This is a genomic window from Rubritalea spongiae (assembly GCF_042652385.1).
GTDB classification, from domain to species: domain Bacteria; phylum Verrucomicrobiota; class Verrucomicrobiia; order Verrucomicrobiales; family Akkermansiaceae; genus Rubritalea; species Rubritalea spongiae.
Genome location: NZ_JBHSJM010000001.1, coordinates 913,284 through 936,363, shown reverse-complemented (window position 1 = coordinate 936,363; position 23,080 = coordinate 913,284). Strand labels below are relative to the sequence as shown.

Annotated in this window: 23 protein-coding genes and 3 tRNA genes; 16 read left to right on the top strand and 10 right to left on the bottom strand. The window is 47.5% G+C overall.

Annotated elements, in window-relative coordinates; all coding sequences use genetic code 11:
* Positions 1 to 227: 227 nt before the first annotated feature.
* Entirely contained in the window at positions 228 to 3,761 is a 3,534-nt protein-coding gene (locus ACFPK9_RS04440; RefSeq protein WP_377093507.1) for a bifunctional proline dehydrogenase/L-glutamate gamma-semialdehyde dehydrogenase, read from the top strand.
* Between the two features lie 231 nt (positions 3,762 to 3,992).
* Entirely contained in the window at positions 3,993 to 4,220 is a 228-nt protein-coding gene (locus ACFPK9_RS04435; protein WP_377093506.1) for a hypothetical protein, read from the top strand.
* 76 nt (positions 4,221 to 4,296) lie between these two features.
* Here ACFPK9_RS04435 and thiD read toward each other — a convergent pair whose 3' ends face one another.
* From thiD to ACFPK9_RS04405, 6 genes are all read right to left on the bottom strand, one after another.
* Positions 4,297 to 5,112: a bifunctional hydroxymethylpyrimidine kinase/phosphomethylpyrimidine kinase gene (gene thiD, locus ACFPK9_RS04430; protein ID WP_377093505.1), complete on the bottom strand. Its 816-nt coding sequence runs from the start codon at positions 5,110 to 5,112 to the stop codon at positions 4,297 to 4,299.
* Complete coding sequence (locus ACFPK9_RS04425) at positions 5,105 to 5,803, bottom strand: alpha/beta fold hydrolase (RefSeq protein WP_377093503.1); 699 nt, start codon at positions 5,801 to 5,803, stop codon at positions 5,105 to 5,107. The genes thiD and ACFPK9_RS04425 overlap by 8 nt, the downstream gene beginning before the upstream one ends.
* A gap of 110 nt (positions 5,804 to 5,913) precedes the next feature.
* Positions 5,914 to 6,885 carry an ABC transporter ATP-binding protein gene (locus ACFPK9_RS04420; protein ID WP_377093502.1) on the bottom strand — a complete coding sequence of 324 codons (972 nt, stop codon included), beginning with the start codon at positions 6,883 to 6,885 and terminating at the stop codon, positions 5,914 to 5,916.
* A 176-nt stretch (positions 6,886 to 7,061) separates the two neighbouring features.
* Positions 7,062 to 8,540: an arylsulfatase gene (locus ACFPK9_RS04415; RefSeq protein ID WP_377093501.1), complete on the bottom strand. Its 1,479-nt coding sequence runs from the start codon at positions 8,538 to 8,540 to the stop codon at positions 7,062 to 7,064.
* 112 nt (positions 8,541 to 8,652) lie between these two features.
* Positions 8,653 to 9,996 carry a sulfatase family protein gene (locus tag ACFPK9_RS04410; RefSeq protein WP_377093499.1) on the bottom strand — a complete coding sequence of 448 codons (1,344 nt, stop codon included), beginning with the start codon at positions 9,994 to 9,996 and terminating at the stop codon, positions 8,653 to 8,655.
* Positions 9,997 to 10,432: 436 nt separating this feature from the next.
* A tRNA-Lys gene (locus tag ACFPK9_RS04405) sits at positions 10,433 to 10,505 on the bottom strand.
* 324 nt (positions 10,506 to 10,829) lie between these two features.
* Here ACFPK9_RS04405 and nusA point away from each other — a divergent pair.
* The 12 genes from nusA to ACFPK9_RS04345 all read left to right on the top strand — a co-directional run bounded on the left by nusA (position 10,830) and on the right by ACFPK9_RS04345 (position 18,514).
* The gene (gene nusA, locus ACFPK9_RS04400; RefSeq protein WP_377093498.1) at positions 10,830 to 12,095 is read left to right on the top strand and encodes a transcription termination factor NusA; all 1,266 of its coding nucleotides are present in this window, start codon (positions 10,830 to 10,832) and stop codon (positions 12,093 to 12,095) included.
* A 69-nt stretch (positions 12,096 to 12,164) separates the two neighbouring features.
* A complete protein-coding gene (gene infB / locus ACFPK9_RS04395; protein ID WP_377093497.1) occupies positions 12,165 to 14,279 on the top strand; it encodes a translation initiation factor IF-2 in 2,115 nt (704 codons plus the stop codon).
* Positions 14,280 to 14,390: 111 nt separating this feature from the next.
* Positions 14,391 to 14,756: a 30S ribosome-binding factor RbfA gene (rbfA, locus tag ACFPK9_RS04390; protein ID WP_377093496.1), complete on the top strand. Its 366-nt coding sequence runs from the start codon at positions 14,391 to 14,393 to the stop codon at positions 14,754 to 14,756.
* Between the two features lie 101 nt (positions 14,757 to 14,857).
* Positions 14,858 to 15,256, top strand: a complete 399-nt coding sequence (locus tag ACFPK9_RS04385) for a DUF3592 domain-containing protein (RefSeq protein WP_465269272.1) — start codon at positions 14,858 to 14,860, stop codon at positions 15,254 to 15,256.
* 54 nt (positions 15,257 to 15,310) lie between these two features.
* Positions 15,311 to 15,541 carry an AbrB/MazE/SpoVT family DNA-binding domain-containing protein gene (locus ACFPK9_RS04380; RefSeq protein ID WP_377093493.1) on the top strand — a complete coding sequence of 77 codons (231 nt, stop codon included), beginning with the start codon at positions 15,311 to 15,313 and terminating at the stop codon, positions 15,539 to 15,541.
* Entirely contained in the window at positions 15,542 to 15,931 is a 390-nt protein-coding gene (locus ACFPK9_RS04375) for a type II toxin-antitoxin system death-on-curing family toxin (RefSeq protein WP_377093492.1), read from the top strand. It abuts the gene before it with no gap.
* Entirely contained in the window at positions 15,928 to 16,560 is a 633-nt protein-coding gene (locus ACFPK9_RS04370; RefSeq protein ID WP_377093491.1) for a phosphatase PAP2 family protein, read from the top strand. The genes ACFPK9_RS04375 and ACFPK9_RS04370 overlap by 4 nt, the downstream gene beginning before the upstream one ends.
* Before the next feature lie 21 nt (positions 16,561 to 16,581).
* Positions 16,582 to 17,328 carry a pyridoxine 5'-phosphate synthase gene (locus ACFPK9_RS04365; RefSeq protein ID WP_377093489.1) on the top strand — a complete coding sequence of 249 codons (747 nt, stop codon included), beginning with the start codon at positions 16,582 to 16,584 and terminating at the stop codon, positions 17,326 to 17,328.
* A 3-nt stretch (positions 17,329 to 17,331) separates the two neighbouring features.
* Positions 17,332 to 17,718 (top strand): holo-ACP synthase, encoded by a 387-nt coding sequence (gene acpS, locus ACFPK9_RS04360; RefSeq protein WP_377093487.1) that lies wholly within the window; start codon positions 17,332 to 17,334, stop codon positions 17,716 to 17,718.
* Between the two features lie 95 nt (positions 17,719 to 17,813).
* Positions 17,814 to 17,888 (top strand) — tRNA-Asn (locus tag ACFPK9_RS04355).
* 107 nt (positions 17,889 to 17,995) lie between these two features.
* Entirely contained in the window at positions 17,996 to 18,361 is a 366-nt protein-coding gene (locus ACFPK9_RS04350; RefSeq protein ID WP_377093486.1) for a SpoIIAA family protein, read from the top strand.
* Between the two features lie 78 nt (positions 18,362 to 18,439).
* Positions 18,440 to 18,514 (top strand) — tRNA-Asn (locus ACFPK9_RS04345).
* 86 nt (positions 18,515 to 18,600) lie between these two features.
* Here the strand turns inward: ACFPK9_RS04345 and ACFPK9_RS04340 are convergent.
* On the bottom strand, positions 18,601 to 19,041 hold the full coding sequence (locus tag ACFPK9_RS04340; RefSeq protein ID WP_377093484.1) for an RrF2 family transcriptional regulator: 441 nt from the start codon (positions 19,039 to 19,041) through the stop codon (positions 18,601 to 18,603).
* A gap of 71 nt (positions 19,042 to 19,112) precedes the next feature.
* On the opposite strand from ACFPK9_RS04340, the gene hmpA reads away from it, so the two are divergent.
* Together hmpA and ACFPK9_RS04330 are read left to right on the top strand one after the other, a co-directional pair.
* The gene (gene hmpA / locus ACFPK9_RS04335) at positions 19,113 to 20,324 is read left to right on the top strand and encodes an NO-inducible flavohemoprotein (protein WP_377093483.1); all 1,212 of its coding nucleotides are present in this window, start codon (positions 19,113 to 19,115) and stop codon (positions 20,322 to 20,324) included.
* A gap of 171 nt (positions 20,325 to 20,495) precedes the next feature.
* Positions 20,496 to 20,876, top strand: a complete 381-nt coding sequence (locus tag ACFPK9_RS04330) for a hypothetical protein (protein ID WP_377093481.1) — start codon at positions 20,496 to 20,498, stop codon at positions 20,874 to 20,876.
* A 4-nt stretch (positions 20,877 to 20,880) separates the two neighbouring features.
* Here ACFPK9_RS04330 and ACFPK9_RS04325 read toward each other — a convergent pair whose 3' ends face one another.
* The 3 genes from ACFPK9_RS04325 to yihA form a co-directional block, all read right to left on the bottom strand.
* Positions 20,881 to 21,153: a Precorrin-3B methylase gene (locus tag ACFPK9_RS04325; RefSeq protein ID WP_377093480.1), complete on the bottom strand. Its 273-nt coding sequence runs from the start codon at positions 21,151 to 21,153 to the stop codon at positions 20,881 to 20,883.
* Between the two features lie 89 nt (positions 21,154 to 21,242).
* A complete protein-coding gene (locus tag ACFPK9_RS04320) occupies positions 21,243 to 22,373 on the bottom strand; it encodes a TlpA family protein disulfide reductase (RefSeq protein ID WP_377093479.1) in 1,131 nt (376 codons plus the stop codon).
* 67 nt (positions 22,374 to 22,440) lie between these two features.
* The gene (gene yihA, locus ACFPK9_RS04315) at positions 22,441 to 23,043 is read right to left on the bottom strand and encodes a ribosome biogenesis GTP-binding protein YihA/YsxC (RefSeq protein ID WP_377093477.1); all 603 of its coding nucleotides are present in this window, start codon (positions 23,041 to 23,043) and stop codon (positions 22,441 to 22,443) included.
* Positions 23,044 to 23,080: the final 37 nt, after the last annotated feature.

The window sequence follows — 23,080 nt, the reverse complement described above, 5'->3', positions numbered from 1 at the left end:
TTTGATGTGAGATTAGCGGCCTAAATAGGTTGATAAAAAGATTAGAGGCGCATTTCAATTTTAGCCTCGTTGGCAAAGGAGTTATTGATGTCTATCAACTACTCCTTCACCGCCTTTGTATAATTGAAATGAGTTCTCATAGTACAGCAAATCAATCTGTCTACAGGATCTAGAAAAGTTTGAAGACTATGTTGGGCATTTTTACAAAGCTGTACTAGTGTGGTGGTATGGCTAAGTTTGAATCATTTATTGATGCATCGAAATTAAAGGGAGCAAGTAATGGGGAGTTAGCTCAGCAGGCGGTGACGCTGGCAGAGCGGATTCTCAAGAAAGCTAACGATCAACAAAAACTTAGCGAAAGATATCAGGCGTGGAAGATGTCTCGGATGATGGAGGATCCCGCGGGCAAGGCCTTGACCTTGGCAATGGCGGATCAAGTATTTCGACCGGTCAATAATACACGTTCGGCAGATCAATTTCGTTATCTGGTGAAAGAATACGGTGTGCCACATTACCTGCCAGTGCATGAACGAGTGGCTATGGAAGTGGGGGCGATGGCTTCAGCTATTGCACCTGAGATTGTGATGCCTGCTGTGACTCAGAAAATGCGCTCCGAGAGTGATCAGGTAATCTTGCCAAGCGAGGATTCTCAGCTGAAACCTCATTTAGCGAAACGCAAACGGCAGGGTACGCGGATGAATATCAATCAGCTGGGGGAAGCCATTTTGGGAGAAGGTGAGGCGGAACATAGAATGCAGCAGGTGATTGACCGTTTGGAGAGTCCTGACTGCGAATACGTGTCAGTGAAGGTTTCTTCGATTTTTTCACAAATCAACTTAGTGGCTTATGAGCAGTCGTTAGAACTGATCAAGGAAAGGATTAGGAGACTTTATCGATGTGCCAAGGAGAATAGTTACGTGACTAAAGCGGGAGAGAGGCACCCGAAGTTTGTGAATCTCGACATGGAGGAGTATAGGGATTTACGACTTACCTGTGACGCGTTCATGGAAGTGTTAGATGAAGATGAATTTCTCGAGCACAGGGCAGGTATTGTATTACAAGCGTATCTGCCTGATTCTTTTAAGCATCAAATTGAGCTGACGGAGTGGGCTCAAGAGCGCGCAGCTAAAGGCGGAGTTCCCATTAAAATCCGTATTGTGAAGGGAGCAAACTTGGCGATGGAGACTGTGGAAGCGAGTCTTCACGATTGGCCACAGGCTCCGTATACGACAAAGTTGGAAGTAGATGCGAACTTCAAACGGATGGTGCATTATGGTTGTCTCCCAGCCCATGCAAAACATGTTCATCTAGGGGTCGCTTCTCATAACCTGTTTGAGATCTCATATGCTTTACTTGCCCGTGCCCGCGAAGGTGTGGAGGAATTCGTCGAGTTAGAGATGTTAGAAGGTATGGCAAACCATCAGGCGCGAGCTGTGCAAGAGGTTGCTGGTGGGCTTTTAAGATATGCGCCAGTGGTGAAAAAGGAAGATTTCCACACTGCCATTTCCTATCTTGTTAGGCGATTAGATGAGAATACGCATGAAGAGAATTTCCTACATGATATTTTCGGTATGAAACCCGGCTGTCCGAAGTGGGATAAGCAGAAGAAGATGTTTTTTGATGCTTGTGAGATTGTCGATGCGATAAAGGATTCACCGAATCGTGTGCAGGATCGAGCGAGTGAAAAGTTGGAAGTGGACTACTCGAAACCGTTTGAAAATGCACCGGATACTGACTGGAGCTTACGGAAAAATGCGTTTTGGATTATCCAAAAAATCGAGCAAGAAAAGTCTCAAGAGATAGAGCAAATTCCGCTGCAGGTGGGAGGAGATTTGATTTTGACTGAAGATCTTGGTCAAGGTGTTGATCCGTCTAAAAATATGCCATTGTATCAATATTCATTAGCGAATCTTGAGCTCGTAGAAAAAGCTCTGGATGTGGCTGAAGCTGCGCAGTCGGGCTGGGCAGCTAGAACGATTGAAGAGCGTGCTCGAGTTTTAAAGGATGTGGCTGTCGAGATTGAGAGGAAGCGTGGTGAATCGATCGCGGTGATGGTGAGAGAGGCTGGAAAAGCGGTGGTAGAGGCTGATGCTGAAGTGAGTGAAGCAATTGATTTTGCGAATTACTATGCCGAGAGCCTTAGTTGGGAGGGGATGTTAGATGGTGTGGAGTATACCCCGCTAGGAGTTGTGGTGATTACACCTCCTTGGAATTTTCCTTTTGCGATCCCTTGTGGAGGGGTTTTAGCGGCTTTGATGGCAGGCAATACGGTTATCATGAAACCGGCGCCGGAGTCGGTGTATACTGCATGGGTGATGACGCAGCAGCTATGGGATGCCGGGGTGCCGCGTGATACTCTGCAGTTTGTTCCTTGTCCTGATAATGAAGTAGGGCGCAGTTTGGTGGCGAGTAAACGAGTGGGGGCGGTGGTATTGACAGGGGCGTTTGAGACTGGAATCATGTTTCAGAGTTGGAAACCTGATATGCGTCTGTTTGCTGAAACCTCAGGGAAGAATTCATTGATCATTACAAATGCTGCAGATCCTGATCAGGCCATTAAGGATCTCGTGAAAGGATCTTTTGGGCATGCTGGGCAAAAATGTTCGGCATCTTCGTTAGCCATTTTGGAAGCTGATGTTTATGATAATGCCGCATTTATGAGACAGTTGAAAGATGCTGTGGAAAGTCTCGCGGTGGGACAATCTTGGGACCTTTCTTCAGTGATGACTCCATTGATGGTAGAGCCTGAGAGTAATCTAGAGCGAGCACTAACTACGTTGGATGAAGGCGAAGAATGGCTGATAGAACCTAAAATGCTAGAAGGCAATCCTAGGCTTTGGTCGCCTGGGGTGAAGCTCGGGGTAAAGAAGGGGAGTTGGTATCACAAGGCAGAATGTTTCGGCCCAGTGCTGGGGGTGATGCGCGCGGAGAATGTGGAGGAAGCGATGCGGATTCAGAACGATTCGGACTTTGGGTTGACTGGTGGCATTCATACGCTCGATGATCGAGAAGTTGCCGTGTGGCGCGAACAGGTGGAAGTGGGCAATGCCTATATTAATCGGCCTATCACTGGTGCCATCGTGCGCCGTCAACCTTTTGGTGGCTGGAAGAAGTCCTGTTTTGGTCCTGGAGCTAAAGCCGGTGGGCCGAATTATGTTTCGATTTTTGCCAGTTGGAAGCAAGTCGATGCTCCGAAGTATCAAGCTAAACCTAGTGATGAAGTCGCTGCATTGTTAGAGCATTTTAAACGGGAATTTGGGCAGGGAGCTAGGCTGGAAGCTGCAGCTGGAAGTCAGGCGTATTGGATGGCCAAAGAATTTGGAATCGAGCATGACCCTTCCCAATTACATGGAGAGACAAACCATTTCCGCTATGTGCCATTGAATAAGCTATTGTTGCGAGCAGATGGAATGGAAATCTCGGATTTAGCTGTTGCTCTACTTGCAGCAAAAACAGCTGGGGTGGAAGTGGAGGTGTCTTCTGAAAAAGAGTTAGAGATAGCTGATCTTCCTGTAAAAGTGGAGTCTGAATTGTCATTGGCAAAGCGCTTGTTGATGAGTGCTGGCAAGTATTCTTGTATGAGGGCATTAAACCCAAGTGAGAGCATACGTAGAGCAACGAATGAGGTGTGTCTTCAGTTGATTGATTGGGAGGTGCTTAGTAATGGACGCCTAGAGTTACTCCACTATTTTCGTGAGCAATCGATTTCAGAATGCACGCATCGATACGGAAACACGATTCCCAAACCACATAGTTTTTAATCCACTTTAGTAAACTGTTTGGTTGCTAGACTAGGTATTTAGACGAACTTGGTTCACCAGGCTGTTCTATGGGTGCTTTTTATTGGATGAAAGTGCCTTATGAGCAGCTTTTTCAGTTCTGCAATGTTTTGAAAAAAGGCTTGTTATCTCATGTCGCTTCTCTAGAAGGAGGGCAGATGTCCACAGGGTAGACATGTTAGAGGCATAAATTAACCTGTAGAAACCAAATCAATGTTACTGAAGAATACTAAGTTGGCCCTTCGTGTAAACGACGGGAACCTCAATCACCATTTATGGAATAATCGTGGAGTTTGGTGGTGTCACCTCACTGTTCACAAATCCGACGCCACTGCTGAGCGTCTTCGTTTTTCTCTGAAAACTCGCGATGTGGAAGAAGCGCGCAAACGCAGAGATAATATATTCAATGATATTTCTAAGCACTACTCGATTGCAGCGTAGTACTTAGATAGTTTTTTTATTTCGAAACCCGCATTACCTCGCCTCGAGTTTTGCGGGTTTTTCTTTGTTTAGAATTCTAGAGTTTTAGCGAACCTGGGCTGAGTTGATTGAGTGCTTGAACTTGTTCTCCATCGGGTGAACTGAATTTGAAAGATTCTGAAATAGCGGAGTGCACCCAGTACTTGGATGTTTGGATCGCTTCTGGAATAGAAAGGCCGCGGCCGATGTTTGCAGTGATAGCTGCAGAAAGGGTGCAACCAGTGCCGTGAGTGCTGTCAATTTCTATGGTAGGTGCGCTAAAGTGGTGAATTTCACCCTCGTGCCAGAGCACATCGAGTCGCTCATTTCCGACGGGTAAATGGCCTCCTTTGATAAGACAGGATGTGTTGTAAATCGTGCCAATTTCTTGGGCGGCTGCGTCCATTTGATCAACTTGCTCAATATCTTGTCCGAGCAGAACAGATGCTTCTGCTAGGTTTGGCGTGACGAGTTGGGAAATGGGGAGCAGGCGGCTGACGTAGGATTCTACGGCATCGTCTTTTAAAAGGTGTGCTCCAGATGAGGCAACCATGACGGGGTCGACAATCACCGGGATGGGTTGCTGTTGGAGTAACTCAGTGATGGCAACGATGTGCTGTTTGGAGTAGAGCATGCCTGTTTTGATTGCCTTGATCTGGTAGGTTTCTAGCAATATACGTATTTGATCTTGGAGGACTGCCGGCGGGATGGGGTGGATTGAGATTACTTCATTAGGAGTTTCTGCTACCACGCAAGTGACTGCGGTGAGACCGTGGGTTCCGAAATAGGAAAATGCTTTGAGGTCGGCCTGGATTCCAGCTCCTGAAGAGCAATCGGATCCAGCGATAGAGAGGACAACGGGTGGTTTATGCATAATGAGCGATCTGTTGTGTCGAAAATTCTTTAATCAATATAGCACATTCTCTGGGGTGAGTTTGCAGTATGAGGTGAGGAGCATCTAGCCAATGTGTGGTGGCATGTTCGTATTGCATACGCAACTGATTTTGCGCTTCCCAGTGAATCATTGTGTCATTTTGGGCCTGAAGAATTTGGATCGGTAGATTTTCAAGTTTTGGGCATTGATTTTCTTCCAGACTTAAAATGGCGCGGATGCGTTGGCTAAGAATTTTCGCAGGAATGGAGCGGACAGTATTCCTGAGTTCTTCTACCTCTTGCTCGCTAGCTTCTTCACCAATGAGAAAATGGCGCAATGCTCCTTTAGTAGGACGAAGGAGCATGAGCGGGCGGAGTGGGAGTAGCGCGAGACTTGGATTTGTGGGCGAGGCGCAAAAGCTTGCTGCTAGAGTGAGTGCACGGACGGAGTGTGATTGTAGTTCGGCGATTCGAAGAGCGAGCGGACCAGAGAAGCTTTCAGCAACAAGTGATCTCGGGATAGTCCAATCAATATTCTTTGAGGTCCAATCGAGCAGGGAGTCGTAGGATTGTGAAATGTCAGTTGGGTAATTGATAAGCTCAATGGGAACATCACCTAAAGCTTCTACGAGAGGGGTAAATAGAGCTGAGGTGCCGTGCAGGCCTGGAAAAAATGTGTAGGTAAGCTGCATGTTCGCTAAGTGGTACGTAGAAGAAATCGACTAGATTACACTTTGCCAGAAAATATAAGGTGCTGGCAAGTACTTCAGTTTGATAGGGCATTCTACTGCGCCTTGCCGATTTAGGCGAGGCAGCCGGGGCAGTTTTGCACCCAATGATCTGGAGCACGTTCGATCAGTTTCGGAGGGTGATCGGTAACACAGAGTTTAGGGTTTCCGAGTGTGTTACGCTCATGGAAAGTACAGCCATTTGGTGGAGCTGTTAGGAGTGGCGGAAGTCCTGGGATCGTATAGAGACGTTCACCTTTGGTGTGTGTGGCGGGGATTGATTTGAGCAATGCACGAGTGTATGCGTGCATTGGATTTTTAAAAAGTTCGCGTGTGCTAGAGCTTTCTACAAGGCGACCAGAGTACATGACATTGACGTTATCACAAACTTGAGAAACGACGCCTAGGTCGTGAGTTACGAGAATGACTGCGGTGCCTAACTTCTCTTGGCGGTCTTTGATGAGGTCGAGGACTTGCTTTTGGACGGTGACGTCGAGGGCTGTGGTCGGCTCGTCACAGATTAAGAGATCAGGGCGTGTGATCAGAGCCATAGCGATCATGACGCGTTGGCGCATCCCTCCTGAAAACTCGTGCGGGTAGGCGTTAATCCGTTTTTCAGGTTCAGGAATTCCAACTTCTGCTAGGGCGTCGATCGCTTTAGTGAGAGCGGCTTTGCCTTTGATGCCCTCGTGGATTTCCAACGGCTCGGTGAGCTGAGTGCGAATGCTTAAGAACGGATTGAGCGATGTCATGGGATCTTGGAAGATCATTGAAATGCGCTTGCCGCGGATGGCTCTCAGTTGTTTTTGCGAAGCTTGAAGTAGGTCGATCTCGTTGTTGAAGATCGCGGTGCCTGAATGAATTTTTCCTGGAGGCTGAGGGATGAGGCCAAGCAATGAATAGCAAGAGACTGATTTTCCTGATCCAGATTCGCCCACGATTCCCAGCGTTTCGCCTTTTTCCACAGAGAAGGAAACGTCCTCTACCGCGTGGACTATACCATTGCGTGTGTGAAACCGAGTGGAGAGGTTCGAAACTTTTAGCATGCTGCTAGTAGTAGCGCGTAGCACCTGCTCTCTAGCAAGTCGAAAGTGTATGAAATACCCTCAGGATGTATACAAAAATGGCCATCCATGACTGGACGACCATTGTGATAGATGAGTTCTTTTATTGAGTTTTCACTCATGGAAAGAAGAACTTTTCGGTCTGTTGAGAAGAAAACTTAGAATGCTTTTGGTTCCCAGAGTGGAGGTTCGCCGTTTTCTTTGAGTTGCTTCACTTGGAGTCTTTGGAGGTAGTAGTTTCCTTTTTTAGGTGTCTCTAGGCCCTCATTGATTGCGAGGGGGGCTTGGACGGCTTTCCACCAAGCTTCGTATTTTTTCTGCAGTTCTTTGACGACTTCTGGGTTCTGAGCTGCGAGGTCGTTTTCTTGCATTAGATCATTGGTGATGTCGTAGAGGAACTTGTTGTGAACTAGGCGCCATTTTTGGGTACGAACTGCACAAGCATATTTCGCTTGTTCTTTGGTGAGACCTTTACTGCCCCAGCGTCCTTTGTTGAAGAAGAGCGTACGGTTAGGCCAAGCCTTGGACCCATCATCAGGGTTTTCGAGAAGAGGTAGGAGCGAACGGCCACCCGGTGGGAGTTTACTTTCAGGGATTGCTGCACCAGTGAGTGCGCAGAATGTTTTATAGATGTCTAGGTCAGCAGCGAGTGCAGGGATGTCGGAGCCTTCCTTTGTTTTTCCTTTCAAATACCAGAAGGAAGGAACGCGGGTACCACCTTCCCAGAGGGAGTTCTTGGTGCCTTTCATATTAGCGTTGAAAGGTGTGCGACGTTCGCCATTGATTTTGTAACTGCCCATGGACATGCCATTGTCTGTCATGAATATGACGAGGGTGTTTTCAAGCTGGTTCCACTCTTCGAGCTTTTGCATTAAGAGTCCGAAGTTTGTGTCGATATTTTCGATCATGCCGTAACGAGCAGCCGCTTTACCGTCCATGCCCATGTCTTTAAAGCGTTTGATATTTTCTTCCGGGGCATAGAATGGTCCGTGAGGGGCGTTGAGAGCTATGTATGAAAAGTAAGGCTGCTTGGCCTCGATTTGCTCTTTCATCCAGCCGAGAGCGGCTTGGAAAAAGACGTCGGTGCAGAAGCCTTTGGTTTTTACTACGGTGTCGTTGTGGAGGATAAGATTGTCGAAGTATTTGGCATTTGCGTTACCCATAAGGTCACCGAACTGCTCTTGGCCGAGGCCTCCTGCGCCGTGTATGAAGACTTCGTCAAAGCCTCGGTTGTTAGGGATGTATTCTTCACCTTCATCGCCGAGGTGCCATTTACCGAAAATGCCATTTTTGTAGCCCGCTGTTTGGAGTGCTTGTGGCATGGTGACGACGTCAAGGGCAAGGCGTTCGCGTGACAGGATAGTGTGTGAGACGCCAACGGCAAAAGGTTCACGACCACTCATGATGGCGGCGCGGGTGGGGGTACAAGTGGGATTGACTTGGAAGTATGTGAAACGGGACGACTTTTCATAAAAGGCGTCGATGTTGGGTGTTTTTAAGATAGGGTTGCCCATGCAGGATAGGTCGCCCATGCCTTGGTCGTCAGTAAGGACAAATACTATGTTGGGTCTTGATTTTTCGAGTGAAGCGGCCTGTAGGCCAATGGTTAGAGAGAGGAGGATGCTAAGTATTTTCATGTGATTGGGTATAGTGTGGTGATGTGGATGGTTCAAGTGTTGCTCAGGAAACTCGTGGAAAGAGTGTAAGCTGGTGATGCTACTCTTGAGAATCAGATTCGATTATGAAGGTTTAGCGAAGTTCTGAAAAAACGTCACCTGTTGGTTCTTTTGGAAGTGTTTTTTTCCAGTCTTTGATGCTTTGAAGTAGTTTGGCTGCAACTTCTGGTTGGTCTTTTGATAGGTCATTTTCTTCTTTGAAGTCTTTAGCAATATCGTAAAGCTGGATTTCGCTTAAGTCTTTTGTTGCTAGAAGCTTCCACTGACCTTGGACAGTTGCCCAGTTTTCTTTCTTCATACCAATACCCTCCCAGAAAATGGGCTTTTCGCGAGATGGCATTTTTTCACCCTTAAGAACTTTTATAATATTCACACCGTCAGGTTTGAAACCTTCGGGTAAGGGTGCTTCAGCTAGTGCACAGAATGTCGGAAGTAAGTCGACTGCGGTGATGAGTGACTCGGAGTCTATGTTGCCAGCTGGGATTTGTTTTGGCCATCGAGCCAGAAACGGAACGCCAATGCCGCCTTCTTTAAGGCTGCGCTTACGGCCGTCTCTGCCACCTGTGGTTCCGACTGATGCAGCTGTGCCCCAGCCAGCTCCTGTAGCTGGATCATATTTCAGTTGAGCTGTTCCTTTGTCTCTTCCGCCACCAGCGGGACCATTGTCCGAACTAAAAATCACGAGTGTATTTTCAGTAAGTTGAAGATGATCGAGAGTGTCGAGAATTTCTCCCACACGGTCATCTGCGTGTGATAGAACTGAAGCGTAAATCTGGTGGTTTCTTTCTAGATCACGGAATCTCCATTCATATTTAGGGATAGTGTGAAAAGGAGTGTGGGGTTCATGCATCCATACATTAATGAAGAAGGGCTTTTTCATTTTAGCACTTTCTTTGATGAACTTACAGGCTCTTGCTGAGTCTTGATACCAGGGCATTTGTTCGCCAGAGCAGTTGAAGGCGCCGTAGTCATCATAACCGTATTCTCCAGGACTAGGAGAATCTGTTATCATTTCATTGGAAAGGTGCCATTTACCGTAATGGGCAGTACGGTAGCCTGCCTGCTGCAGGATTTCAGCCAAGTATGGAGCATCTAGGCTCAGCCAATCAGGCATTCCACGTTCTTGATTACTTTTTGGAGTGGCGAAATGTGCAGGAATATTATTTCTAGATGGAAATTGGCCGGTCATGACGGCGGCACGACTTGGTGAACAAACACCACTTGCCACTGTGAACCGATGAAAGTCTGTGCCCTCCTTAGCCAAGCGGTCAATATTGGGCGTTTTAATATAGGGGTGGCCATGGCAGCTCAGGTCTCCCCAGCCCCAGTCATCGGTGAAAATAAATACAATGTTCGGCCTAGTTTCAGCCAATACTGCTGAGACCAACATAAAGAGTATAGCGATCGTTTTTTTCATAGCTAGAGTAGGAATTAATTGCGATGATTCTACGGCTGGTTGATTGGTATGCCAAGAGTTCAGCATATACGCTAACATTATGTTGAACTTACAGAATCCCCCATTTTTTTGCGGGTAGTTCGGCAACTTATACGCTGATAGAATATGGAATAGAGATAAAGTTGTCGTGAGTAAGCTGTTTCTCCTCGTCTTTGTTGTAAGAATAGAAAAAATCTTCTAAATTATCTAGGTGATTGAGTATCAACTACTTTAGGAGGTTCGCGGACTGGGGGTGGCTATTGCCTCTGCGGGGTGAGCTTGCTGGTTGATTGAAACGCATGGTTCGTTTCATTCACTATGGTTGCAGTCGAATTGCGTTTTGATCAAAGTCTAAATTTTAGGGCACAAAAAAGCCTCAAGGCTGGTTTGGCGCTTGAGGCGATTTTTACTATAAAAGTACGCAGACTGGGATTCGAACCCAGGACCAATTGGTTAAAAGCCAACTGCTCTACCAACTGAGCTATCTGCGCGTTTGTTGGTTAATTGTGGTGCTCCTTGCGGTGCGGGCAGAGAGGTAGTGGCTAGAGCGAAGGATGACAAGAATGTTTTTTAGCTTTTTTGATTTTTTTGAAAATGACTGTAAATCTGAATTTCCTAATTGAATAAAGCAGAGAGATTCACGTGAAAAATGGGCGCTAGTGAGAGCTGAGATTAGTCTTGCATGTAAGATCGGCTCTGCTAAGTAGAGCGCATACAACTCTGGCCGGAAGGAAGGGGTGGGTGTCTAGCCCACTCTTTTTTGTATCAGGATATCTTCTGTGATCGGCCGCTAAATCAGATACAATTTACTAACCATGACAAACGATATCGTCGCTCTCATTGACTATTATGAGAAGGAAAAAGGCATCGACCGTGATAAGGTTCTTGCTGCGCTTCAGTACGCATTTCTCTCAGCCTACCGCAAGATGGTGCCTGGTTCCGACAACATTGAGGAGCTTCGTGCAGCTATTGATACGAAAAAGGGTGACGCGACGATTTTTGCGACTCTCCAAGTGGTCGAAGATGGTGAGCAGATGGATCAGTGGAACGAAGTTGTTGTTTCTACAGCACGTAAGATTAAGTCTGACGTAGAAGCTGGTGGCCAAGTTGAGCTCAACGTGACTCCTAAGAATTTCGGTCGGATTGCGGTGCAGACTGCAAAGCAAACAATGATGCAGCGTCTTCGTCAGGCCGAGAAAGAAATGATCTATGACGAGTTCAAGGATCGAGCAGGCGACATCGTCAGCGGAACTGTGCGTCGTTTTGAGAAGAGCGATGTGTGGATTGATCTTGGTAAGTTCGAAGGTAAGATGTCTTCCCGTGAGCGTGTTTCTACTGAGGAATACAACATAGGTGATCGTATTCGAGCTTATGTAGTAGCTGTTGAAAATGAGCAACGCGGACCTGAGATTATTCTCTCCCGTAGCCATCCGAATTTTGTCCGTCGCCTCTTCGAAGCTGAAGTGAGCGAGATTTCCGATCGCACTGTTGAACTCCGTGGTATTGCTCGTGAAGCGGGTTATCGTACTAAGGTTGCTGTTTCTAGTGCTGACGAAAACGTGGATCCTGTGGGAGCCTGTGTAGGCCTCCGTGGAGCACGTGTAAAAAACATCGTACGTGAACTCAATAATGAGAAGGTAGACATCATTCGCTGGAGTGATGACCCTGAAGAGTTCGTGCACGAGGCGCTTAAGCCTGCGACACTTCGTTCAGTTTCTCTGGATGAAGAGAAAAAAGTGGTAAACGTTACCGTCGATGAAGAAGAGCTATCTAAAGCGATTGGTCGTCGTGGCCAAAATGCACGACTCACTTCCCGTCTGTTGGGATGGGATGTGCAGGTGCGCAAGGACGAGAGCCAACAAGAGCAATTTGAAGCACGTATCTCCGATGCTTCTCACAGCATTGCTGACCAACTAGGTATCGATGACGAGACCGCAGATAAACTGTTCCGCGCTGGCGGAGCGACTCTGGAGCTTGTGACTCAAATGCCTGCAGAATACATTGCACAGGCGCTTGAAGTGACCGATGAAAAGGCTCAAGAAATTCTCAAAAAAGCAGAAGCAGCACAAGCAAGTGCCTAATCCAGCCCAGAGCAGCGCAGCATAAAGGCGAGCGACTGCCAATTAAACTAAACACCGAAAGAACAGCTAATGGCTGATCAGAAAGATAATAAAAACGAAAAGAAGAAAGTTCTCGACCTACTCGACGATAGTAAGCCGAAGAAGCCATCCCGCCGCGAACGTCAGCGTGATGAAGCTTCTAAAGTAAAAACTCTCGACGATAAAAAGGCTGAGGCTCTCGACATCTTTGACGAAGGTGGCAAGAAGAAGACCTCTGTGGTTACGAAGGGTAAGGGAAACGCAAAGCTTCCAAGCATTTCTAAGCTCAATGAGCCCAAAGAAGATGTTGAATTAGTTAAGACTGAGGCTCCTGTAGAGGAAGCTGATGTCCCGACTGTAGAAGCTGCTTCTGTGGACGGTGAAAAAATTATTCATCTCAAACCTCCAATCGTGGTGAGTGAACTCGCTGATGCGATGGATCTCAAGCCATTCCAATTGATGGCTGATCTCATCAAACTTCAGGTATTTGTTGCGCCACACCAGGCAATCGAACCAGAAGTAGCCGAAAAGCTCTGTGATCAACACGGTTTCAAATTCGAGCGCGAAAAGCGTGAGAAGGGTGGCGGAGTTCACAAAGTAGAAGAAGTTTTCGAAGAACCAGAACCAGAAGAAGACATCCCAGAGGATCAGCTCGAATTACGAGCACCGATCATCACATTCATGGGACATGTCGATCATGGTAAGACTTCATTGCTCGACTACGTGCGTAATTCACGTGTAGCAGCGGGTGAAGCTGGTGGGATTACTCAGCATATTGGAGCATACCGTGTGAATGATGACCAAGGTCGTCCGATCACTTTGCTTGATACTCCGGGTCACGCCATTTTCTCAAAAATGCGTGCTCGCGGTGCTGATATCACTGACATTGTTGTGCTCGTGGTTGCTGCGGATGATGGCATCATGCCTCAGACAAAAGAGGCTATCGATCACGCAAAAGCGGCGGAGAAAACCATCATTGTTGCAGTTAACAAATGTGACGTTGCTGGAGCTGATCCAACACGCGTACGTACCCAGCTAATGGAGCACGGCCTCACGCCAGTTGACTTCGGCGGCGACATCGAATGTGTAGACGTTTCCGCAAAAACTGGTGACGGTATGGAAGATCTTCTCGAACTTCTTGCTCTTCAAGCTGAGGTTCTGGAACTCACCGCGAATCCAAAAGCGAATGGTCGCGCATCTGTGATCGAAGCTCGAGTCCAAGCGGGTAAAGGCCCAACAGCGACTGTGATTGTCGAGAGTGGAACACTCAAGGTGGGAATGCCGTTCATTTGTGGCCCATTCAGTGGTAAGATCAAATCGATGCTCGATGACAATGGCAAGCCACTCAAAGAAGCTGGGCCAGCAATGCCTGTAGAAGTACTTGGTTTTGCTGAACTACCAAACGTAGGTGATCAAGTCGTTGAAATGGAATCTGAGCGTGCGGCGAAGAAACTCTCCGCTGAGCGTCAGGGTGAAAAGCGTAGTGAACGTCTCGGTGGTGCTCAGAAGAGCCGCCTCGACGACTTTATGGCCATTTCAAAAGGTGGCCCACAGAAGGCTCGCCTCCAGCTCATCCTTAAAACTGATGTGCAAGGTTCTGTCGGAGCGATCACTGGTGCAATCGGTGAGATTGAATCCGACAAAGTGGAAGCTCGCTTCATTCACTCAGCAGCTGGTTCCATCACTGAATCTGACATCCTCCTCGCGAGTTCTGCAAATGCAGTCGTGATTGGGTTCAACACCAAGGTGGAAGGTAAAGCTGTCCAAGCAGCCAAGCGCGAAGGTGTGGAGATCAAACTCTACTCCATCGTCTATGAATTAATCGACACTGTACGTGATGCAATGCTCGGTCTTCTTGAACCTGAAACACGTGAGACCATCATCGGTCATGCAGAAGTGAAGCAGGTATTCAAGGTGAACAAAGGCAAGGCAGCTGGCTGTATCATCAAGGACGGTAAGGTCACTCGTGTGGCGCACGCTCGTGTGCTTCGCGGAGGAACACCAGTCTTCGATGGTAAGATGTCGACACTGCGTCGCTTCCAAGACGAAGTTAAAGAAGTCAAGCAAGGTATCGAATGTGGTATCAAACTTGGTGACTTCAACGATTACGAGGAGGGAGACCTTATTCAATGTTACAACTTGGAAAAAGTCGCCCAAACACTCTAAGCTAATTTTAATCAGCCTCGGGTTTCGGCCCGGGGCTTTTTTAGCATCGAGAATTCAGAATTGAGGATCGGCCGATCTCCAATTTTTTAATGATCACTTTAAAATAAAGAAATGTCTCAACGACTCGATAAAATAAACGAACTCTTAAAGCGCGAAATTAGCAGCTTTGTACAGAAAGAATTCGAATTCAAGAATGCACTGGTAACTATCAGTGATGTTCAAATCACCGATGACCTGCGCGAAGGGAAAGTCTTCGTAAGTGTGCTCGGTGGTAATACGGATAGTGTCCTTGAGAAGCTGACGCAGCAGAAGGGAGCTATCCAAAGATTCATCAACAAGCGCACGAACTTACGCTGTACTCCAGTGCTGATGTTCCGTGAAGACACGTCTGCGGAACGCGGTGTTGATATGGTGAATTTACTCGATGAGGTGGCACAGCTTCCGACAGCTCCTCCTGAAGAGGAAGATGAAAAGTAAATTAAGATTTTTCTATGGGGAGATCTAGTAAGGCAGGAGCCGTTTACCTTTTTGGGATTGGGCTATTTTTGTTTTTTCTAGGAGCTGGCTTTTGTTGGCTCATGGCGAAAAGTTTTCGCAATGCTAGTGACACGCGTCAGTGGGTGGAGACTTCTTGTCTGATTATTCGTTCTGAGCTCGGCAAGCGTGCTGATGTAAACATTGCTCCAGAATATCGTTGGGAAGTGTCTTATAAGTATCAGTACGAGGGGGGTGACTATGTGAGTGATCTGTATAAGCCTCGTGGCCAGAAGTGGCAGAAATCGATAGAGAAGGTGAAGAAGTTGATTGCTGAGTATCCGCTTGATACTCGTGCCGTCTGCTACGTGAATCCTGACGAGCCTAGTATCGCGATTTTGGAGCATGATACCAAGGCTGCAGGTTATTCTATTTGGTTTCCCGCGATTTTCTCAGTGGGTGGTATTGGGATGATGGTCGGGGCTGTGCGTGGTGGTAAATGACTGGTGTAAAGTGATTTATTGACAAATTGATCTATGTAATACATTGTTTTACACATGGTCAAAACGATTAAGAAAATAGGCAACTCCAAGGGTATTATTTTCGATGCCGCCTTGCTTGATTTGGCTGGTCTTAAAGAAGGGGATAAGCTGAATGTAACAGTGCATGAGGGCGGTACAATTACCCTTGTGCCAGATGTAGAGACAATTTCATCTGAAGATGCTGGTAAAGCGGCAGAAGAAATAATTGCTGCCAATTCTGAGTTATTTAGAAGGCTTTCTCTCTAAATGTTGAAGCATTTAACAACTTCAGCTGTTCTAGCTATTCACGAAAAAGTTATAGAAGCTAATGGGAGTGGCTCTTGCCTTTGGCATAAGGCTTTATTGGAAAGTGCGGTTGCAGCTCCTCAAGCTACCTTTGGGGGTGAACCGGTTATTGCTGATCCCGTTGAGACAGCTGCTGCGTATTTATTTTACCTTCGCAAAAACCATCCATTTGTTGATGGGAACAAGAGGACCGCTTTGGCGAGTTGTTTGGTGTTCTTGAATAGGAATGAACTACTTGAAGTTTCTACATTAGATGTGGATAAGTGGGAGGCTTTTGTCCTAGAGGTAGCAGCTTCCAAAATGGATCGCGGTCAAGTGACTATCGTGTTACGTGAGCTATTAAAATCATGAACAAATCTCTCAAAGACCTGCTGCGGCGCGTGTATTCTGGGATCGTTTTAGTGATCTGGATCATGGCGCCTTATTTGCTGCTGCAGCGCTTTGCGATTCGCGAAATCTACTGGCTGGAGCCTACGGGGTTTGACCAGTCGATCCCTGTGAATTTTCACGGGCTGTGGTTTTATTACACGTATTATCTTCTACTGGCAGTCGTGGCCTTGAGTGTGAGGAAGACTGTTTATTTACGCTTTGTGCTGAGTGTCGGGTGGGCGGTGTTAGTAGCACATATGGTGTATTTATTTTTCCCGAATGGGGTTTCTCGGGAGGAAATCCCTTTGGAGAAAGCGCCACTTTTTTACGAATTTATTTTGTTTTACGATGAGCCGCGGAATGCATTTCCGTCGCTTCACGCGGCCTTGGCGGTGATTGCCGGGCTAGCTGCTAGTCGTTGTTGCAGGTATCATCCGCTGGCGCGTGTGTTGATCTGGTTTTGGGTGCTGGGGATTTTCTGGTCGACGATTGCTTTGCGCCAGCATGTGACTGTGGACTTGGTCGGTGGAACGGTGGTAGCCGTGGGAGCTTGGTTGTTTGTGGGCTGGTTTCATCGCGATGAAATCGAGCAAATGCGTGACAAATCGTGAGCTCTGAGGCATACCGATGGCATGAGCTTACTTCTCGGAGTTAACATTGATCACGTTGCGACTTTGCGCCAGGCGCGCTACGCACTCCTTCCTGATTCCCCGAATGCTGAACCATCACCAGTTGGAGTGGTCGAGGACGCAAAAGCCGGTGGAGCTGATTCGATCACTATTCACGTGCGCGTCGACCGTCGTCACATGCAGGACGCCGATGCCTTTGCAGTGAAAGAGCAATGCGATCTTCCTTTGAATCTAGAAATGGGCAACACGGCTGAGATACTGGAACTCGCTCTGAAGATTCAACCTGATTTCGTTTGTCTTGTCCCTGAGACGCGTGAGGAAGTGACTACTGAAGGGGGGCTCGATGTCGCAGGATTGTTTGATAAGCTCAAACCGACTGTCGAGGCCTTACAGGCGGCAGGGGTCAAGATTAGCATGTTTATCGACCCGGATGTGGAGCAAGTGGAAGCGTCTGCGCGAATTGGAGCTGAGATGGTTGAGCTGCACACTGGTTGCTTTGCCAATGCTTTTGATGAGCAACGAAAAAAAGAAATTGATCGTCTGACAAAAGCTGCGGTGAAAGGTAAGGAGCTTGGTGTGCAGGTCAATGCTGGTCACGGCATCAACTACACCAACATCGTTGATCTCTACGATGTGCCGCATTTTGTAGAATTTAATATCGGTCACTCGATTGTAGCTCGTTCCGTAAAAGTCGGATTTCAGCAAGCTGTCGCTGAAATGGTTGAGCTGATGAAAGGCTATCGCGGCTAGAAGATGCATATTTTTGGCATAGGCATTGATGTGGTCGAGATCGAACGCATCGAGGAATCGATCGAGAAGTTTGGTGACAAGTTTCTTGATCGAATCTTTACGCCTGCCGAGCGCGAGTATTGCGATGCCCAAAAGAGTCCTCATGTGAACTATGCGGCACGTTTTGCAGTTAAAGAAGCGGTGGCGAAATCCTTTGGAACAGGGATCGGCAAAGAGCTTTCTTGGCTAGATATGACTATTGTGCGAGCTGCAAGTGGAGAGCCGAGTGTGGAACTGAGTGGCGCGGGAAGAAATTTCGCTGAGAAGAATCATATCGCTCAGGTGAAGATAAGCCTCACACATGCAAAGCTCTACGCAGCGGCAAATGCGGTGGCATTGGCAGTCTCCTAAAAAAAGTCGAAAAAGCATCTAGTTTTTTCTTGCACCAAACTTGGGAATCATGCAGTTTCCCGCCGTCGCAAGTCGCAAGGCTTCTGACAAAATGTTCCGGCATAGCTCAGCGGTAGAGCGGGTGACTGTTAATCACTAGGTCCTTGGTTCGATCCCAAGTGCCGGAGCCATTTAATAAGCCTCAGTTGTGAAAGCAACTGGGGCTTTCCTCTTTCTAAGAGAAAGCGAATTGATAAAAAAGCATCGTTCTATGCACTGAGAGTGGTATGTTAGGCGAATGATTACTCTCACGAAGATTAATGATAAGCGTCTGAATTTGGAGGTGACGGGGACACTGGTTCCTGAGGATATGTCGAGGGCATTGGAGGATTTTGAAGCAAAGACGAAGGGTATGAAAGATGGAGTTTTGTTGTACCAATTACATGATTTTGAAATGCCGTGTTCAGCGACAATGGCGGTTAAACTTGCCGATCTTCCACGTTGGTTTCAATTGATGCATTCGATCAAAAAAGTGGCATTGATTGCAGATAAACTCTGGATTCGGAGGATGGCTGAGTTTGAGAGCTTGTTACTTCCTGGTATCACGATCAAAAGTTTTGAAGCGAATAAGGGTGCAGCAGCAGAAGCGTGGCTCGCTGAATAAAATTAATAATTACTGCATTCTTTTTCTTGCATCCTGCGGCGACTTCGTGCAATTTCCCGCCCGTCGCAAGACACAAGTTCCGGCATAGCTCAGCGGTAGAGCGGGTGACTGTTAATCACTAGGTCCTTGGTTCGATCCCAAGTGCCGGAGCCATTTAATAAGCCTCATTTCCCATAAGGATATGAGGCTTTCCTTTTTTACTTTGTTGTGTGCTGCCTGCTGTTGTTCGAGAGATTGTATTATTTTTCGAAGATCTTATTGAGTGAGGCGGCGAGCTGAGGCTGAGCGGCAATGTCGTAAAGGCTGTGTTGGTCGAGGACTTGGTAGAATGCGCTACGCGCTTGGGCGAAAATTCCTTTGAGAGTGCAGGCGGGTAGGATGATGCAGGGGCCGGCTAGACCATTCTTGCAATCGATGAGTGTAGGGGAAGGTTCGCTGACGCGGAGAATGTCGCCAAGGCTGATGTCTTTTGGGTCTTTTGCTAGTGTGATCCCTCCACCTCGGCCGCGTTGGCCATCTAGGATGCCGTGTTTGATGTAGAGTTTACTAATTTTTGCGAGATGGTTGTGAGAGAGCTGGTAGGCGTCTGCGATCTCCTTCACGGTCACCAATCGGTCTGGATGGGTGGTCACGTATATCAACATGCGGTAGGCAAAGTCAGAGCTGGCAGTGAGTTTCATAATAGAGGTTTTATAAATACCCCTTTTCAGTGTTGACGTAAAGAGGTGTAAAATTTACCTCTTTTGTCAATATGAGTACATTATGTGAAAAAACGATAGAAACGGTGAAGGCCTCGGTTCCTTTTTTAAGTGAGAATGCCTTGAAGTTGACCTGCCATTTTTATCAGCGGATGTTTAAGGAAAACCCAGAGGTGAAAGTGTTTTTTAATCCTGCGCACCAAGTGTCTGGGAGTCAGCAGGCGGCATTGGCTGGGGCGGTGTGTTCTTTTGCAGAGAATATCGAGACGCCTGAGAAATTAGCTGCGGCGGTAGAATTGATAGGCAACAAGCATGCATCATTGGGTGTGAAGGCTGAGCATTATCCAGTGGTGGGGAAACATTTGTTAGGAGCGATTGATGATTTGTTGGATCCAGCACCTCCAGAGATTCTTGAGGCATGGGGTGAGGCGTATGGATTTTTGGCAGATGTCTTGATTGGCCGTGAGAAAGAACTTTATAAGGAAATGGCATGGGAGGGCTTTAAGGAATTTGAAGTGGCTCAGATTGTGGAAGAATCTGAAGTGATTCGTTCCTTTTATTTGAAAGCAGCGGATGGAGCTGAAGCGCCTGCTTCTAAACCTGGTCAGTATGTAACGCTGCGATTACCTGATGGAAATGGATCGACAACGATGCGTAATTATTCCTTGTCGAGCCACGGCTGCAGTGAGCTACTACGGATCAGTGTGAAGCGTGAATCTCCACAGCATGCCGACCAACCGCAGGGCTATGCGTCGAATTATTTGCATGACAGCGTGAAAGCGGGAGATCGCTTGGAGCTCGGAGCTCCGTGTGGTGAATTTTACTTGGATGTAGAAGCGCATGAAAAATCAGGAATTCCAGTCTTACTCTTGTCCGGAGGTGTTGGAGTGACACCGATGTTAGCGATGCTACAGGCCTCTGCGGGTAGAACGTTTCCAGTGACGTTTGTGCAAGGCGCAATGAATGCAGCTCAGCATGCTTTTAGTGAGGAGGTAGCGAAGCTGGCAGATGCTAATGCCAATGTGATCAAACATGTACGCTATTCAGCGCCTGCGGAAGGCGATATGCCGGACAGCGAGGGTCTGTTTGATGAAGCGTTTCTGAGCGAGTTTATCACAACTGAGACAGAGGTGTATTTCTGTGGACCTAAACCGATGATGGCGCATGTGTTAGGAGCTTTGGAGTCTATGGGTCATCCACAAGAGAAGGTGCATTATGAGTTTTTTGGCCCAGCCGAAGAACTGAAAAAGTGTCCGATGCACTGAGTTGGTCTGATCCGGTGATTTCTTGATTGGGGGGGGAGGTATTTAGTCACTACTGGGGCTTTCTTTTTATAGGGAGCCACAGTAGTTTTGTGAATGCTGCATTGTCGTCATTGTGGATTTCCACTGGAGAATCAGAGTGCTTGTCCGAAATGTCAGACAAGCCGTGAGGATATGGGACGGAATGCGCTGTATGAGGTGGATGTGGCGCATTCAGGTGAGACTTGGGATGTGGCTAAACAGAAGATTGCTCAGGCGCTCGATCAGGCCGTGTATGGGCATTTTAAGGGGCTGAAAGTGATTCACGGTTATGGATCGGTTTCAGGTCAATCGGTGATCGCGCCCCGGGCGATTTCGCTGATGAGGCATTTGGCTGAAGAATACGGCGGAAGATTTGCCAAAGATCAAAAGAATCCGGGTGCGAGCCTGATTTGGCTGAACAAAGCTGGCGGAACTGGAATGGTCGATGAGAAACCGTTTTATAGTGCGGTGAGTAAGAAGGCGCAAGCGGGGGACAATTGGTTTGATCAGGCGCTGAAACGCAATCAGGAATAAGAAGTTATTTAGGCGGCTGACCTTTTGGTTTGGTACGGTGGGAGCCGAAGTATTTTTCGCTGCGGTAGCGGAGCCAAACTCGGAGGACTTGAGGGACTTGTTCTCTTTGTTCTTTGGTGAGTGTTTGATAGAGCTCGAGTGCTCTGGAGCGTTCACGACGGCAGGCTTTGTTGTTGTGGGCGTCCCATTGGGTGCGTGCTAGGCGGATGCGTCGGTTGACCTCTTTGACGAGCGCGTTTCCGACGAGTGGTTTGTTGAGTTTTTTCTTAGCGGGCACAGACTGAGTGTACCTGAGTCTTGTAATGAAAAAAGCTCTCAATGCGCGCGGGCAGAGAGAGCTTTAAAAATGATTTAGCAGCTTGGAGGCTATTGGCCTTGCAAAAGCTCTTGGAGACTAGGAAATTTGTCCTCGGCGAGAGATTTTTCGATCGCTGGCAGGATCTGATCGATTTGTGTTTTGAACTGTTGGTTTGAGACTTTCTCGGCGAGTTCTTTTGTCTGAGCAATGGTTTGTTTTGCGCTGGCGGAATCACCAGAGAGGAACTGCAAACGTGCTTTTGCGATGGTGGCTGGAATTTGCTGCTCTGTTTGCCCTTCGATCGCAGGCATTTTCTTGAGTGCTAGGGTGGCGTATTCCTTGGAACCATCACCAGCAGGCATGTTGAGAGCAGCTTCTTTGTCGATGGCGCTGGCGTCAATCGGGCTTTCGGCATTGTCAGAAGTAGTGGCGCGAAGTTCAGAGAGTTTTTTCCAATCAGCTTTTTGGATGACAGCAGTCAACATGAGCTGCACCTTTGTAGGATCACTATCTTCAAGACTTTCGGCGACTTCAATGATGCCGTCCCAATCTTTAGATTGGAACAATGGTGCTAACTTTTCGCGTAGCGCATTTTGAGCCGCTTCTTTTCCCGCAGCTTCCTGGGCAAACTTTTCGGCGTCGAAATCATCGCTTAACATGGATTCAATAGTGGAGTCGTTAAGTGATCCTGGATGGCCTTTAAAGATGATTTTACCGTCTTTAATCAGGAGGGCGTGTGGAATGGACTGGATACCAGCAGGGATTAACCAATTGGTCTCGAACTTGCTTCCTTTGCCACCGGAGAAGGCAACGCGGTAGGACATGTTGTCGCCTTGTGATTTTACAAATTCTTTGACTGTATCTATTTTGTCTTCGAAGACGTTCATGCCGACAATTTCTAGGCCCTTACTTTGGTACTTCTGATGCCAGTCGTTGACATGTGGAATGATTTGAATACATGGACCACACCAAGTTGCCCAGAGTTCGAGCATGTAGACTTTGCCTTTTTCGTCGAGTGATTTGATTGGTTCACCTTGGATCCAAGTGATGCCTTCGAGAGCTGGAGCGGTGGAACCGACCCCGAGTTTTTTGAGTTCAGCGGTAGCTTCTTGAGCTTGGACAGGCGTGAGTGTGAGGGCGGATGTGGTTAGTGTAGTGACTACGATTGCTCGTAGTAAATTTTTTGGAGTAAATGTCATTTAGTTGTTAGTCTATTGTTAAAAGTCAGAGTTCGGAAGGATAGAATTATTCCATAAAGCTTGAGGTCTACCCTTGGGCATCGATCGCAGCTTGAATGAAAGTGAGGATGTCTTTTCGCCCTAGGCCGTTGTCAGCGGAGGTGATGATGGTGCGCGGGAGGCCTTCGCAAAATTCCCCCATGGCGAGGTGGTAGGCTTCTGCATGACGGTTGACGGCGCCCATTTTCATTTTGTCTGACTTGGTGAATGCGAGCACGAAGGGGATGCCAGCTTCCATTAACCATTGGGAAAATTGGAGATCGAGTTTTTGAGGCGTATGGCGTGAGTCAATGAGTTGGAAGACGCACACGAGGTTTTCACGGTTGAGTAAATAGTCGGAGACGAACTCGTTGAACTTGTCTTTCTTTTTGCCAGAGACTTTGGCGTAACCGTAGCCAGGAAGATCAACGAGGTGCCACTTGTTGTTGATTCTAAAGAAATTGATCATCTGTGTGCGGCCGGGAGTTTTAGACACGTCGGCAAGTGGCTTGCGCTGGTTAGTGATGGCGTTAATGAGTGAAGATTTCCCCACATTGGATCGGCCGATGAATGCGAATTCTGGGAGTTCTGGCGCCGGGCATGAATCTAGATCAGGGGCGCTGATGTCAAAATGGGCTGTATGAATTTGCATGTGCCGAGATTGGCAAGTTCTGCTTTGGGATGATAGT